The sequence below is a fragment of the Schaalia sp. ZJ405 genome (genome assembly GCF_011038885.2).
Classification (GTDB): domain Bacteria; phylum Actinomycetota; class Actinomycetes; order Actinomycetales; family Actinomycetaceae; genus Pauljensenia.
Genome location: NZ_CP064952.1, coordinates 245,774 through 260,115, shown reverse-complemented (window position 1 = coordinate 260,115; position 14,342 = coordinate 245,774). Strand labels below are relative to the sequence as shown.

At 56.1% G+C, this 14,342-nt stretch carries 12 protein-coding genes and 1 tRNA gene; 6 read left to right on the top strand and 7 right to left on the bottom strand.

Annotated elements, in window-relative coordinates; genetic code table 11:
• The first annotated feature begins 12 nt into the window (after positions 1–12).
• Both G7Y41_RS01100 and G7Y41_RS01095 read left to right on the top strand, forming a co-directional pair.
• Entirely contained in the window at positions 13–1,209 is a 1,197-nt protein-coding gene (locus G7Y41_RS01100; RefSeq protein ID WP_165316108.1) for a glycine C-acetyltransferase, read from the top strand.
• A gap of 178 nt (positions 1,210–1,387) precedes the next feature.
• The gene (locus tag G7Y41_RS01095; RefSeq protein ID WP_165217277.1) at positions 1,388–2,008 is read left to right on the top strand and encodes a superoxide dismutase; all 621 of its coding nucleotides are present in this window, start codon (positions 1,388–1,390) and stop codon (positions 2,006–2,008) included.
• Between the two features lie 658 nt (positions 2,009–2,666).
• On the opposite strand, the gene G7Y41_RS10140 is transcribed toward G7Y41_RS01095, so the two are convergent.
• Positions 2,667–2,798, bottom strand: a complete 132-nt coding sequence (locus G7Y41_RS10140; protein ID WP_269207957.1) for a hypothetical protein — start codon at positions 2,796–2,798, stop codon at positions 2,667–2,669.
• Between the two features lie 265 nt (positions 2,799–3,063).
• On the opposite strand from G7Y41_RS10140, the gene G7Y41_RS10195 reads away from it, so the two are divergent.
• Positions 3,064–3,183 carry an IS3 family transposase gene (locus G7Y41_RS10195; protein WP_165316157.1) on the top strand — a complete coding sequence of 40 codons (120 nt, stop codon included), beginning with the start codon at positions 3,064–3,066 and terminating at the stop codon, positions 3,181–3,183.
• Between the two features lie 906 nt (positions 3,184–4,089).
• Here G7Y41_RS10195 and G7Y41_RS01080 read toward each other — a convergent pair.
• Together G7Y41_RS01080 and G7Y41_RS01075 are read right to left on the bottom strand one after the other, a co-directional pair.
• Complete coding sequence (locus tag G7Y41_RS01080) at positions 4,090–5,493, bottom strand: IS3 family transposase (protein ID WP_231367313.1); 1,404 nt, start codon at positions 5,491–5,493, stop codon at positions 4,090–4,092.
• Between the two features lie 159 nt (positions 5,494–5,652).
• Positions 5,653–5,738, bottom strand: a tRNA-Ser gene (locus tag G7Y41_RS01075).
• A 394-nt stretch (positions 5,739–6,132) separates the two neighbouring features.
• Between G7Y41_RS01075 and G7Y41_RS01070 the strand changes: the two genes are divergently transcribed.
• A complete protein-coding gene (locus G7Y41_RS01070) occupies positions 6,133–7,533 on the top strand; it encodes an alpha-L-fucosidase (RefSeq protein WP_165316426.1) in 1,401 nt (466 codons plus the stop codon).
• A 200-nt stretch (positions 7,534–7,733) separates the two neighbouring features.
• Positions 7,734–9,263: a Na+/H+ antiporter NhaC family protein gene (locus tag G7Y41_RS01065; RefSeq protein ID WP_165316427.1), complete on the top strand. Its 1,530-nt coding sequence runs from the start codon at positions 7,734–7,736 to the stop codon at positions 9,261–9,263.
• A 67-nt stretch (positions 9,264–9,330) separates the two neighbouring features.
• On the opposite strand, the gene tadA is transcribed toward G7Y41_RS01065, so the two are convergent.
• Entirely contained in the window at positions 9,331–10,251 is a 921-nt protein-coding gene (tadA, locus tag G7Y41_RS09995; protein WP_231367330.1) for a tRNA adenosine(34) deaminase TadA, read from the bottom strand.
• A 199-nt stretch (positions 10,252–10,450) separates the two neighbouring features.
• Between tadA and upp the strand changes: the two genes are divergently transcribed.
• On the top strand, positions 10,451–11,089 hold the full coding sequence (gene upp, locus G7Y41_RS01055; protein WP_165217271.1) for a uracil phosphoribosyltransferase: 639 nt from the start codon (positions 10,451–10,453) through the stop codon (positions 11,087–11,089).
• Between the two features lie 297 nt (positions 11,090–11,386).
• Here the strand turns inward: upp and G7Y41_RS01050 are convergent, their stop codons facing one another.
• The 3 genes from G7Y41_RS01050 to G7Y41_RS01040 all read right to left on the bottom strand — a co-directional run bounded on the left by G7Y41_RS01050 (position 11,387) and on the right by G7Y41_RS01040 (position 14,289).
• On the bottom strand, positions 11,387–12,244 hold the full coding sequence (locus G7Y41_RS01050) for a MetQ/NlpA family ABC transporter substrate-binding protein (RefSeq protein WP_165316428.1): 858 nt from the start codon (positions 12,242–12,244) through the stop codon (positions 11,387–11,389).
• A 237-nt stretch (positions 12,245–12,481) separates the two neighbouring features.
• Positions 12,482–13,198, bottom strand: a complete 717-nt coding sequence (locus G7Y41_RS01045) for a methionine ABC transporter permease (protein WP_231367329.1) — start codon at positions 13,196–13,198, stop codon at positions 12,482–12,484.
• A gap of 98 nt (positions 13,199–13,296) precedes the next feature.
• Entirely contained in the window at positions 13,297–14,289 is a 993-nt protein-coding gene (locus G7Y41_RS01040) for a methionine ABC transporter ATP-binding protein (protein WP_165316429.1), read from the bottom strand.
• Between the last annotated feature and the right edge of the window lie 53 nt (positions 14,290–14,342).

Genomic DNA, 14,342 nt, shown 5'->3' with positions numbered 1-14,342 from the left:
CAAGGACATCTCATGGACACACTGACATCGAAACTCACCCTCGCTCTTGATGACATTGAGGCCGCTGGGCTCTACAAGCATGAACGCGCCATCGTCTCCCCCCAAGGCCCCAAGGTTCGCACGCCCGCGGGGGAGGCATTGAATTTCTGCGCCAATAACTATCTCGGGTTGGCCGGCGATCCCCGACCCGCCCAAGCAGCCAAAGACGCCCTTGATCGATGGGGATTTGGTATGTCATCAGTCCGTTTCATCTGCGGAACACAGGACCAGCACCTCGCCCTCGAAAAGGACATCGCCGAATTCCTGAAGACCGATGACGCGATCCTCTTCTCTTCCTGTTTCGATGCGAACGGTGGAATTTTTGAGGCTCTCTTCACCGCGTCGGATGCAATTATTTCCGACGAACTCAATCACGCATCACTGATCGACGGCATTCGCCTGTGCAAGGCCGCGCGTTTCCGTTACCGCAACGCCGACCTGGAGGATCTGCGAACCCAGCTCACGGCGGCGCGAGACGGCGGTGCTGAACAGGTCGTCATTGTCACCGACGGTGTGTTCTCTATGGACGGTTCCTATGCTCCGCTTCCGGGCATCTGCGATCTGGCGGAGGAATTCCGTGCTCTCGTCATGGTGGATGACTCCCATGCGACGGGGTTTGTTGGCGAACATGGCCGTGGGACCCCCGAGTTGTTCGGCGTCGAGGATCGCGTCGACATTCTCACGGGCACTTTAGGGAAGGCCCTGGGTGGCGCCTCGGGTGGCTACGTTGCTGCCCATCAGGCGATCATCGATATGCTGCGTCAGCGAGCACGCCCCTACCTGTTTTCCAACACGCTTGCTCCAGCCATCGTCGCGGGTTCACGTGAGGCTCTGCGGATCGCCGCGCAATCCGATGACTTGCGAACCCACCTCAACAACATGTCTGCGCTATTTCGTTCGCTGATGACCACGGCCGGATTTGAGCTTCTTCCCGGAACCCACCCGATCCACGCGGTGATGTTCCCTGGCGAGGACGGGGCCCGCTTCGCGGGGCACATTGCCAACCGGATGCTCGATCTTGGTGTCTATGTCACCGCTTTTTCGTTCCCCGTTGTTCCCCGAGGACAGGCGCGCATCCGTGTCCAGTTGTCAGCCGCGCATTCGCGCGAGGATGTCGAGGCGTGCGTTGCCGCATTCATTCAGGCGCGTCAGGATGTGACGGCCCGGTAAGCGCACACTCATTGTGTACACGTATCGAGGGCGCGCTCGGAGGAGACGTGTCAAGTGCCATAACACGTCCCCACCCTGGGCAAATAGGACTAAAGGGCGATAACCTAGATTTGTGACCGGGTTGAACAACCTACTTTGAGGTTGCTTTCTCACCATCATCTTTACTGTTAGGAGCGACATGACGATCTACACGCTTCCCGAGCTTCCCTACGACTACTCAGCTCTTGAGCCTCACATCTCTGGCAAGATCATGGAGCTGCACCACGATAAGCATCATGCAAACTACGTTGCCGGTGCGAACACCGCCCTCGAGAAGCTCGAAGCTGCTCGCGAGGCTGGTGACTTCGCCGCCATCAACCTCCATGAAAAGAACCTCGCGTTCAACCTCGGTGGCCACGTCAACCACTCGATTTTCTGGACAAACATGGGGCCAGAGTCCGGCCGTCCCGAAGGCGAGCTTGCCGCCGCGATCACCGAATTCTTCGGATCTTTCGAGAAGTTCCAAGCACAGTTCGCAGCTGCGGCTCTCGGTTTGCAGGGCTCTGGCTGGGCGGTCCTCGCATGGGATACCGTTGCACAGCGTCTCGTAACCTTCCAGCTGACCGATCAGCAGGGCAATATCCCCGTCGCTACGGTTCCGCTGCTGATGATCGACATGTGGGAGCACGCGTTCTACCTTGATTACCTCAACGTCAAGGCCGATTACGTCAAGGCCTGGTGGAACGTTGTCAACTGGCAGAACGTCGCCGAACGTTTCGACCGTGCTCGCGCACACTACACAGGCCTGGTCAACGCCTGATCTTCACGTCTCATACACGTCATTCGGGGAAGAAATCCCTCTAGGCGATGAGAACTGTGGGTCCGCACCCCAAAATGGGGTGCGGGCCCACTGCTATGAAATGGCGACCAAACACGTAGTCTCTCGAACTGCGTGGCACCGGCACCCATAGGGCTCCCGCCGCACCGCATCTTCCGAGGCATCAACACGTCAATTGTGCCAACGCCGCACATCCCACCGGGATGCGGGAAGACGCAGGCGCGAGAGATGTTCATCAATCATGCGATATCGGCTCATTCATCTCTTTGAGAATCATCCTTTTTATCACTATGCTGATTAAAAAGGAAAGCAAGTGGCAAAAGCATTAATGTCAGCAAGGATGAAGCAGTAGACAGCAGTCGAAATATCCCATCTGAAGAAAAAAGATAGAGGGAGACTGACAGAACAAGAGAAACAGCAAGAACTGCGAGCCACGTAGGCGTGAGTTTAATCAACGACTCCTTTTTCCAGAGCAAATATACGAAAAAGGAGACGATATACGATAGAGCAGTCAGTCTCACACCCATCGAATAATGGGATGCAATAAATATCGACCAGACAAAGATTGTAGACATTATGGTGATAGTCAACGCCTGCTTCCAGCGCGACAAATTCCCCATCGACCCCTCCCGAAAAATCACTATTGCCGCGAGTCGCCGTATAAAAGCACGTGCGCCGCAGCTACAGCACCCACAGCTTTCAACGCCTGAGCAATAACAGTCTTATTCTTGAGAATAATCGTGACGAGCGGCGTCGATCGAACATATAACATCGGCCATTTCCTTTCATGTTTGACCATCACCATCGACGGGAAAGCACGTAGCAGGTTGAGCGACGTTTGCTCATATTACACAACGTATCCAATTCAACGTGGATACCTTGACATTAAGTCACCCTCACTCAGCTGTCAAGTGTTCTTTGATTGAGATTTAGGGTGAGTCATCTCGTCATAGGTATCTTTGCTCGTCAGCGCCTATTCCACAGCAAGTTTCAGGCTTAATACCCAAAGTACGTAGCCTCGAACCACGGTCACCGAAATTGAAGAAGCTATCGACTGGTACGTCGATTGGTACAACAACACGAGAATCAAAACCGAACTCGGCGGGCTAACAATCCGGGCCTACCGCGCAAAAACGTTAACCACAAAAACCCTCTAAAAAACGTCCGCAGTCCCAAATGGCCAATAAGTCACAACACCGACGTCACACCAACCACGCACTTCGACCGTGACGATGCGACCGAACTTGTATTCGGCATTAATGATGAAGCAGACAGACCTGGACTCTTGGTCGACCTACGTGAGGATGAAGGAGAACAGGATCTCGAGTTCAAATAGCCAAGTCTTGAATGTGAGAACGCTGCCCTGCAAGCGTAGACAACGCCGAACATCTATCTGGCTTGTTTTCGGAGTCCAGTTGAAAGAAGTGATAATGGATGCGATCGGGAAGAGCTCTGCACAGATCCCAGCACTCACTAAGAACTACTCGATTCAATTGTGCTGAGAGGGTGGTGAAAGACTCATCGAAGTGAGTGCGTCCGGCCTTGACCCGGATCTCGTTCTCGAACGAGTAGCCCCACAGAGCGCAGACTAGGGTATCAAGAGACCTCCGAGAAGAACTCTCGTGTCCGAACCCAAAGTTCATGCGTTGGGCGCCCTATCGTGACTACCGAATACTCACACAGACGGATCAACTAATTTGGCTGCCACAGGTCTCTGGTTAGCGCGATCCTGGCCAAGCCCAGTCATCAGACATTCCTTGTAGACGAGTCGCAGTCTACGGTACCTAGAAGAAGAATCCCTGGCGCGCCGCCTTGCCACGATCAATATCTCGTTGAACTTTCATCAAAGCTTCACGCTCTTCGGGCGGAGCTTCATGCATTCTCTTGTCAATTCTCCTTCGCAGAGAGAAATGCCACCAAATGGCAAATCCAACTAGCACGAGAACCGCGAGCACAATCCATTCAGCGATAGTCATAATTTAGTATCTCACAAGGTTCCCCCGCACAGCAAGGATTCGGGGGTTATTGGCCAAAGCGTGTTGGTTTGGACTGAACCCTGTTTGTTAGACAGCGAGTTCGTATTGTTGTCGGTATTTTAGTGGGCTGGTGTGTAGTCTGCTGACGATTCGTTGGGTGTTTGACCAGTGGATGTATTCGGTGATGATTCGTCGCAGACTTGCTTGTCCGGCGCGTGTGCCTGTGGAGAGTCCAAGCTCGATTTTTAGTCGGGCGAAGAAGGCTTCTGCTGGCGAGTTATCCAGACAGTTTCCTTTCCGAGACATTGACTGTCGTACACCTAAGGTTTGCAGGAGCTTGCGGTAGTCTTCAGAAAAGTATTGGCGCCCTTGATCGGTATGAATGATCGTTTCACGCAGATTCCTTGTTTTGCTGTAGTCACGAACCATCCCTGTGACAAGAGCAGAGTCTGGGGAGGTACTCAAACGCCATGCCACTACTTCATTGTTGAACAGATCAGTCAATGGTGAAAGGTAGTACCAGGTTCCACCCCACTTAATCTGTGTAATGTCTGTGACGAGACATCGCCCAGGCTTTGAGGCACTAAAGCGGCGTTGTAAACGGTTGGGAATACACGCAAGTGTTCCTGCGAAAGACCTATAGTGTTTGCGTTTGGGCTGGGCTCCTTGTAACCCGACACGGCGCATCAGACGTGCAACCTTCTTATGGTTCATGCAACGCCCTTGATGAGTCCCAAAACCAATGCGTATCAGGTCGGTGAGGCGCCGATACCCATAACGCCCATGAGCATAGGCATATGCTTCTTGGACTAGCTCTAGATCAGCATCTATCCGACAGGCATTCTTCAACGCCCAGTAGTACGTTGAACGGGCCAGTCCAACAATCCGACAAAGTCTTGATACTCGATGGTGTGCTTTAAGGGTTGTGACCAAGCGGATCAAGAACGCTTGCCACGTGTCAGTCTCCTCCCTCAAAGCGCAAGATTTTTCCAAGATCTCCACATGCAACGCGTCAAGTTGTTGACGCTTGGCATCACAAGTTGCTTGCTGCTTGGCGGACTCGATGTGTTGACGAACTTCAGCTAACCACTTACCCCACTGGCTAATCCCCATTCCAGCCTTTTGAGCCCGAACAACCCGCCCACCTGCCGCTCGCGCTCTTTGTTCATAATCAATCATATGTTGACGCTCCAACCACCGCCCAAACAACGCTGGATACGAAGCTGAAGGCAACTTAAACTCGCGAGCTAAGTCCGACGCACTCTCACCATCAAGCCAACGTGATCCAACTTCTGTTTTCAATTCTATGGGCCACGTACGAAACGACGGGACTTTTCGCGCGTGTTCGATACCATGCACATCAGCTTCTCGACAATAACGACGCGCAGTTTCATACGCTACCCCAGCCAAACGCGCGCAATCACTAATAGAAACCCCTTTGGCATACAAACGCAGCACCTTCAAGCGCCGCTCCTTACTCCTCTGACTCATAACAGTCCCTTCACATCAGCACTGTCCAACCACAGGGGTTCACTCCAAGAAACTGTCCGAACCCCCAAATGGCCAATAAGTCAATAAGTCAGACATACCAACACAAAATAAAAAACATCTCGCGACACAGCCGGAACTATGTCGCGAGACATCACACTGCGGTGACGGTGGGATTTGAACCCACGGTGGCTATTAACCACACAGCATTTCGAGTGCTGCACCTTCGGCCGCTCGGACACGTCACCAGACAAGATGGAAGTTTAACCCACAGGCTCAGGCGGCGCTAATTCCAGTCTCCGTGTGCGATCAGTTCCACAGTTCAGCCTCGCCAAGCGAAGACGAGCGAGGGGATCACGGCAGCAGGAACGAGAACAGCGACGGCCGCAAGGACTAGGAGGATGGACGAAGCCGGAGCCAGGGATGAAAACAGAGACGACAACGGACCGCACGCACACCTCTCATCCCACCTTCGCACATCACACACAGGCGACCACTTCGACTGAAACTGCTGCTCAGTCCACCTTTCTCCACTCTTTTTGAGGAACCCTTATTTCGTATCTCGACCAAAACAGTACATAATTGAACTAATTGCCTCGCGACGACGATGACTCGGCATGAACACGCAAAGGAGCGGATCCGATGACAGATGTACCCAGTTGGGAGGAACTCGATGCGCGCCCATGCCCGCCGTGGTTCCCCAAAGCAAAGTTCGGGATCTTCATTCATTGGGGCGTGTTCTCTGTTCCTGCGTGGCGCACGCTGTCGAACGAACAGTTTGGTTCCTATGCGGAGTGGTACTACGCGAGCGTCTATGGTCCGTATCGGAACGCAGACGGTGACTTCCACGAGCGCCATTACGGCAATGCTCTTTACCGGGATTTCGCCTCGCAATTCACGGCTGAGCTTTTCGACCCGGATCAGTGGGCTGAACTTTTTAAGCGTGCGGGCGCGAGGTACGTCGTTCTCACGTCGAAACATCATGAGGGTTATTGCCTGTGGCCAACCAAGAACCCGCATAAGAAGAACTGGAACGCAGGGGATGTCGGCCCGCATCGCGATCTCGTTGGCGATCTGACCGAGGCAGTGCGCCGGGCCGGCCTCAAGATGGGTCTCTATTATTCGATGATCGATTGGGAGACGAACCGCTCTCATCGCTGCGACGGTGGTTTCTTTATTCCTCAAAAAGATGCCGACATGTTTGGAATCCCAGAGGAGCGCTATCCCACGGAAATCCTCGAGGAGCAGTGGAAAGACTTCAACACGCGTTATGCCCCATCGCTGATTTACACAGATGGCGGGGAGTGGGATCTCAGCGAAGAGTACGCGCAGACTCGTCAGCTGCTCGGTTGGCTGTATAACGAGGCTCCCAACCGGGATGACGTGGTTGTCAATGACCGGATGCATGTGGGGATGCCGGGCAACCACGGCGACTACTACTCGACGGAATACCAGGACATTGAGGGTTTCGGAACGAATCATCCGTGGGAGGAATCCCGAGGGATCGGTGGTTCTTATGGTTTCAACCGCGCGGAGAACATTGAGGACTATGCAACGGCACCTGAACTCATCCACCTGCTTGTCCGCACGGTGTCTCAGGGCGGAAATTTCCTGTTGAATGTTGGACCAACTGCGGATGGTCGCATTGACGTTCTCCAGCAGGAACGTCTTCTCCAGATCGGGGCGTGGCTGGATGAATACGGTGAGGCAATCTACGAGACAAGCCCCGCCAACGGCTGGGTCGCTTCGGAGAATGCCTACCTGACATCGAAAGATGACCGTGTTTTTGCCATCGTTGAGGGCGGACAGCAGAGGGTCCAACTCAGTTTGCCTGCCGACATTCGCCCAGTTTCGGCAGTAAACCTCGCCTCGGGCGAGTCCGTATCTTTCTCTCTCATTAACGAGGACGAGGCGCGCTGCGCCCAGGAGTCTTCCCCGAATAACACTGAATGTTTAACTTCGGAGTTGGGGATTGAGTTCACGTCACCGAAGGGTCGACACGATGAATACCCCACGGTTGTGGCGATCACCATTGGACACTAGCGCTGTTTGGACAGGCAGTCGATACTGCGCTCAACGCTCATCACGAACGCGCAGAGTAATTCCCACTTCGGAACACGACCGAGCAACAGCTCATCACATAGACCATCACATGTCATGCGGATCATGACATGCCCCGCCGCTGTGACACGGGATCAGCGGACACAACAGGCAATGACGCCGAAAACATATGGAGAGTCACTATGAGTAACCCGCAGAACTCGGTGCCGCAGGACGATGTCCTGTCGGCTACTGTTCCCACCCAAGAGCCGCGCTCTGACAAAACTCACGTTGGCCCAAAGAAGCCTGTGAAGTTCTGGCACGCCCTGGCTCCGATTATTTTGCTGATCGTCCTCATTCTGTGGGGCATGGTCATTGGACCTTTGGTTTTCAAGCTGGAAGCGTGGCCGTTGGAGTTCACGTTCTCGCTGGGGGCGCTGTGCACCTGGTGTTTGCTGTTCTTCCTCGGGTTCTCATTCGACCAGATCGTCGACAAGATGGGGGCGCGCACACTCACGGCGCTCACCGCAATTTGGATGCTCATGTCCATCGGACTGCTCATCGGGTCGTGGACAGCGTCGGGCACTATTCCGATGCTCGTGTACTGGGGCATGGAAATCATCAACCCCGCGTGGATTTACCTCGTTGCTTTCCTCATCACGTCGGTGTTTTCTTTGGCAACCGGCACGTCCTGGGGATCTGCGGGAACAATTGGTGTTGTCCTCATTGCCGTGGGCACAGCAACGGGAGCACATATGGGGCTTCTCGCAGCAGCAATCATTGGCGGCGCGTATTTCGGCGACAAGATGTCGCCGCTGTCGGACACAACAAATATGGCGGCAATGGGTGCGCAGATTCCTGTGTACGACCATGTGCGCTCCATGCTCAACACCACCGGCCCGTCGTACATCATTGCCGCTGTGCTCTACGGGGTTGCAGGTTTCATTGTTCCCGCGTCAACCGATGCCGATATTTCCCAGTTCACCAAACCCACGGCAAACGCACTGTCCTCCGAGTTCGTTTTTAACCCGCTGATCCTCATTCCGATCCTCGTGATCATCGTCGGCGCGATTTGGCGCAAGCCTCCTCTCCCGACGCTGTTCTTTTCGATTGCTTCCGCAGCTCTCCTCGCGGTCTTTGTTCAAGGGACATCATTCACAAACATCGTGTCAACACTGATGAATGGCTTCACCCCCGACATGCTGGCCGATGGTGGTGCTGCGCTCAATGATCAAGCTCAGGCGATCGTGACGCGCGGCGGCCTGTATTCAATGGCTTCGGCGGTTCTCATCACCCTGGCCGTGTTCATGTTCATTGGTTCAATGGATGTCATTGACGCAATGCAGACCGTGGTCAACAAGGCATTCTCACGAATTAAGTCGCGCGCGGGCATCATCCTGTCGTCTCTTGTTGCCTCGGCCTTTATCAACGGCTTCTCGTCGAACCAGTACGCAACGGCGTTCATTGTGGGTTCTGCTTTCGGACCGAAGTATGACGAGGCGAAGATTCCTCGCAAGGTGCTCTCGCGTTCCATTGAAGACTATGGAACCTTTATTGAGCCGATGCTTCCGTGGACAACGACCGGCGTGTACATGGTGGCAACTCTGGGAGTCGCCTACGCCGACTATCTCCCCTTCATGTTCCTACAGATCATCAACTTCATCGTTGCACCCGTTCTGGCGATCACCGGAATCGGATGTTTCTACAACGAACGCAAGAAGAAGAGGGCGTGAAAACCGCGAGAACCGGTCGGAGGCACTAACCCCGACCGGTTCTCGCGCGTCGCACTCGTCCGGTTTCTTAGTGCTTTCCTGAGTGGCGCCGGCGGGTACGGATCGGAACACCGGCGATGAGGCGCGGCGACACCGCCTCGACCTGAGGGACCAGACCCGTCTGGTCAACCTCAGCATGAGCAACCAGACCTGCCTGCTCCTCCTCGACCTGAGCGTCTCCACCCGCCTGCTCCGCTTCGGAACGCTGCTCGTGTGGGCCTCGAGGTCCGCGCTCATCAGGCCCAGACCCCTCGTGCGCCGACTCAGCGTGAACGTGAGAGCTCTGCGGGGGCATCGGTGCAGGAACCGCCACGGTGGCCAACTGGTCCGGAGCATCCGGTGCTGCAAAAGGAACGGAGGAATCTGCGCTGCCACCCCTGTGAACTTCAGCATCAGGGTCTCGCACCCACCCGGCGACGGTGTCGAAATGTGGTTCAACAACGGGTTCTTCGGCGAGAGCCTCGTGACCGGGAAGCTCAGCGGACACTCCGCGTTTCCCCTCGAAGAAGGCTTTAAGCTGCACCGTTGCCTCGGTCCCCAGCACTCCGCCGATCACTTCGACGCGGTGATTCATCCGGGAATCGTGCAGGACGTCCCTAAGAGATCCCGCAGCACCAGCTTTCGGATCCCACGCTCCAAAGACCACGCGGTCGACACGGGATGCGAGGATCGCGCCAGCACACATCGTGCACGGTTCGAGCGTCACAACCAGCGTGCAGCCAACCAGGTTCCACCGTTTAAGCCGAGCACCCGCTTCCCGAAGGGCAACGACCTCAGCGTGAGCCGTCGGATCATGATCGGCCTCGCGTTTATTCCACCCACGTCCGATGATCCGACCGAGCGAATCAATGACGACCGCTCCTACGGGGACGTCGCCGAACTCGCGCGCCCGATTCGCCAGGAACAGGGCTCGACTCATTGCTTCACGGTACAGCTCAATGTTTGTCACGTGACTAGGGTAACGAAAATTCACCGTCACGTGTGAGGGGATTCCTTCCTCACTTCCTCTGCCTCAAAGTGCTTCCGGGAGTTCGATCGCGTGCCGCTTCCCACTGACCATCCGTTAACGGGTGAGGGAGAGGGACGAGGACGCGCGTCCGTCCTCGTCAATAGGCACGCTGGGGGCGAAAACGCGTTAGCCTTACACCATGCGTCTACTTATTGCTGATCACCCGCTTATCGCACACAAGCTCACGGTTCTTCGCGACCGCAATACCCCGTCGGCAACGTTCCGCCAGCTCGTCGACGAACTGGTCACGCTGCTGGCTTACGAGGCAACACGCGAGGTTGCTGTTTCTGATACGGCGATTAACACTCCTGTCGCGCCGACGGTTGGGAAGAAAATCGCTGAACCGCGCCCGATCGTTGTTCCTGTGCTTCGTGCTGGACTGGGGATGCTTGAGGGGATGACGCGTCTGCTGCCAACTGCTGAGGTCGGCTTCCTCGGAATGCGTCGCGACGACGAAACCCTTGAAATTGAAACCTATGCGAACCGTTTGCCAGACAATTTGTCGGGACGCCAGTGCTTCATCCTCGATCCGATGCTCGCAACCGGACACACGATGGTCGCGGCCACGAATTACCTGCTCGAACGCGGCGCACGCGATGTCACCTGCGTGTGCTTGCTCGCAGCTCCAGAGGGCATTGAGGAACTTGAGCGTTCAATCGGTGATCGCGCAGACGTGTCCGTGTTCGTTGCGGCCGTTGACGAGAAACTCAACGAGAAATCCTACATTGTCCCGGGCTTGGGCGACGCCGGGGATCGTCTCTACGGAATCGTCGACTGAGGTCAGGAACGAACGCGGCAGAACGGCCGCGATACCTTCACTCCCGTGACACAAACAAGCCCTTGTGGGGTTGTTGACCGACAACCTCACAAGGGCTTTGTTGTGTTCAGCGAGCGGTTCTCTGCGTGATTGACGCTGAACTCCGGCGCATCATCGTCCTTCCTGCATGACCGACATCCACGCCGATGATTGAAGATACTGGCGTTCTCAGTGAATTCCCTGGGGATAGCCTCACCATTTGGTGAGAGCAGCACACAACGCGGGTCTTCGAGGAGGGACGAGGACGACTGGGCCGAATCAGAACGCGGCGATGACCGAGCCGTCTGTCCACGTCTCTTCGATGTACTTCTTCACTTCGTCTGAGCGAAGCAGCTCATCAAGCTTCTTCACCGCATCCACGTTTTCTCCACCCGTCTTCCACACGAGGACGTTGACAGCCGGGTTGTTCTCAGGCGACTCAACAACGATCGCGTCCTTGGCCAGGCTGAGACCGCCTTCCTGAGCGAAGTTGCCGTTGATAACGGCCGCGTCGACGTCCTCAAGGGAACGCACCAGCTGCGGGCCCTCGACCTCGCGGAACGTAAAGTCCTTGAGGATCTTCACATTGTTGACATTTGCCTCAGTGCCATCGGCCGGAAGTTCAACGAGGCCTTCTTTTGCCAGCAGAGCCAGGGCGCGCGACTGGTTGGAAGCGTCGGAGATGATCCCGATTTCTCCGCCAGCGGGGAGTTCGTCAAGAGACTTGATCTTTGAGGAGAAAACTCCCAGCGGTTCAAGGTGAATACCTGCACCGGCCTCGAACTCGTACCCGTTTTCCTTTTCCTGCAACTCAAGGTAGGGAACGGTCTGGAAGTAGTTGGCATCGAGGTCACCGTCATTGAGCGCGGTGTTGGGCTGAATGTAGTCGGTGTATTCAACGATTTCGAGGTTCAGGCCGGCGTCGGCCGCCAGGTTGTCCTTGACAAACTGGAGGATCTTCGCGTGCGGCGAGGGCGATGCGCCAACTTTGAGTGTGACAGCGCCGGCCTCGGCCCCTGAGGAGTCTGCACCTTTGGCGGGGGTGTCACCTGAGGATCCGGAGCAGCCGGCAAGCGCGATGACGGACGCAGCAGCAACGGCCGCAACAGCCGTCTGGATGGAACGAATGGAACGCATGGGTTTTCCTCTTCTGTGTGTCCGGCCCGAAAGCCGGTTGGATTGGTTGTCCCTTTGGGGATTCAATGAACACCCATCGGGATCGTCGCCGCGCGGTGAGTGCGTCCCAGAGTGGGATGCGACGCGACGTCATGTACCTATCATGCGACGCTTCGCGCACTCATCCCACGAGAGGTGCAGATTTCAGGACTGTGTAACACGCGCCGCGAAGCGCGCTAGCCGCGCGTATGGTCGACATTAGCCGCGCGTATGGTCGACGGCCCGTGCAATCAGGTCACCGATCATTTGCACGATCTGAACAATGAGGATGATGACGACGATCGTCGACACCATGACGTCGTATTGCCACCGGTTGTAGCCGTAGTTGATCGCCATCTGGCCCAGGCCGCCACCGCCGACGACGCCCGCCATCGCCGTGTAGCCGATGAGTGTGATCGCCAGAGTCGTCACTGACTGAATGATCGTCGGCAGCGCTTCGCGCACGTACACACCCCAGCAGATCTGCAGGTTCGAGGCGCCCATCATTTGGGCGGCTTCGATTTTGCCCGAATCCACCGCGAGGACATTTGATTCGACGAGCCTGGCAAAAAATGGCACCGCGAGGACGGTCAGGGGGAAAACCGTTGCTTCCCAGCCCAGTGCTTTGCCAATGATGAGACGAGTTAATGGGATGAGAACGATGATTCCGATGATGAAGGGGAATGATCGGACGACGTTGACGATGAGGCTCAGTGCCTCGTAGACCGGGCGATTCGGTGTCAGCCCTGTCTTTCCCGTGTACACCAGTAGCAAACCGAGGGGCAGACCGATGAGTACCGTGAAGAAGGTGGAGAAGCCCAGCATGAGTAGGGTTTCGTAGATCGCGGGGACGAACTGCTTGGTGAGCGCCGGGTTATCCAACCACGTTGGGTCCCCTTTGCCGGTTCCAAGGAGGGTCGTCAATGTGGTGCTCACCTGCGTCAGTGTCTCATTGTGATGAACGAGGGCGGACGCGGGGTGCACCAGCGTGTGAGAAATTCGGGGCGCCGTAGCGAAAAGTGTGTCCATTGCGATCACGAGTGCCTCACCTCGGCGTGGATCTTGTTGTCGCGCAACTGGGAAATGATGTTGTCTGTGTGATAGCTCGGGACCGACAATGCGAGCCGCCCAACCTGCGTCGTTCCGATCGATTCGAAAGTTCCAGCGGTCACGTCAGCGCCCATTGAAGCGGCCAGACTCAGGACCGTCGCGCCCGTGGGCACACCCGGATGTGACGTGAAGATGACGTCGAGCAGAGTGGTGTCCGGGCGCATGTCGGCGTCGTCAACAGACGGCGCGGGGACGAGTTCTTTTGCGAGAGGACTGGTCGGGTCTTCAACGACCTCTTCAACCGTTCCTGACTGGATGACTTTTCCGTGGCCGAGCAAGGTCACCGAATCGCAGATCTCGCGAACAACGGCCATTTCGTGGGTGATGACAACAACCGTCACCCCGGCGACCTCGCGGACCTCGCGGATGAGCGACAGAATCTGACGGGTCGATTCTGTGTCGAGGGCGCTCGTTGGCTCATCGCACAGGAGAACTTTCGGCTGGTCCGCGAGCGCTCGGGCGATTCCGACGCGTTGACGTTGACCGCCCGATAGCTGGGACGGGTAGGAGTCACCGCGTCCTGCAAGACCGACAAGCTCAAGGAGTTCGTTGACACGCGCACTGCGTTGCTCGGTCTTTACTCCCGCAAGTCTGAGTGGGTAGCCGATGTTCTCAGCTGCGGTGCGAGCGTCGAGCAGGTTAGCGGATTGGAAAACCATGCCGATTCTTCGGCGTGCTTCGCGCAATTCTTGCCCTCGAAGGCGGGCGAGGTCGAGTCCGTCAACGATGATCGATCCGTCCGTTGGTTGTTCAAGGGCAGTGAGGCACCGAATGAGTGTCGACTTGCCTGCGCCGGACTGCCCGACGATTCCGTGAATGGAGCCGCGCTCGACATGCAGCGTCACATTATCGAGGGCGACGACCTCGTTGCCGCCTTTGACGGGGTAGACCTTACGGACCCCCTGAAGGTCAATCATGTCGTTCTCCGTGAGTTTTCGGATATGCGTGGACTTGTGGCAGGACCGTTCCC

Bases quoted from the DNA above. Each gene is read 5' to 3' on its own strand.
- G7Y41_RS01040 (WP_165316429.1), bottom strand. From the start codon at position 14,289: ATGATTGACCTTCAGGGGGTCCGTAAGGTCTACCCCGTCAAAGGCGGC.
- G7Y41_RS01100 (WP_165316108.1), top strand. From the start codon at position 13: ATGGACACACTGACATCGAAACTCACCCTCGCTCTTGATGACATTGAG.
- G7Y41_RS01050 (WP_165316428.1), bottom strand. From the start codon at position 12,244: ATGCGTTCCATTCGTTCCATCCAGACGGCTGTTGCGGCCGTTGCTGCT.
- G7Y41_RS01070 (WP_165316426.1), top strand. From the start codon at position 6,133: ATGACAGATGTACCCAGTTGGGAGGAACTCGATGCGCGCCCATGCCCG.
- upp (WP_165217271.1), top strand. From the start codon at position 10,451: ATGCGTCTACTTATTGCTGATCACCCGCTTATCGCACACAAGCTCACG.
- G7Y41_RS10140 (WP_269207957.1), bottom strand. From the start codon at position 2,798: ATGTTATATGTTCGATCGACGCCGCTCGTCACGATTATTCTCAAGAAT.
- G7Y41_RS01095 (WP_165217277.1), top strand. From the start codon at position 1,388: ATGACGATCTACACGCTTCCCGAGCTTCCCTACGACTACTCAGCTCTT.
- G7Y41_RS01065 (WP_165316427.1), top strand. From the start codon at position 7,734: ATGAGTAACCCGCAGAACTCGGTGCCGCAGGACGATGTCCTGTCGGCT.
- G7Y41_RS01080 (WP_231367313.1), bottom strand. From the start codon at position 5,493: ATGAGTCAGAGGAGTAAGGAGCGGCGCTTGAAGGTGCTGCGTTTGTAT.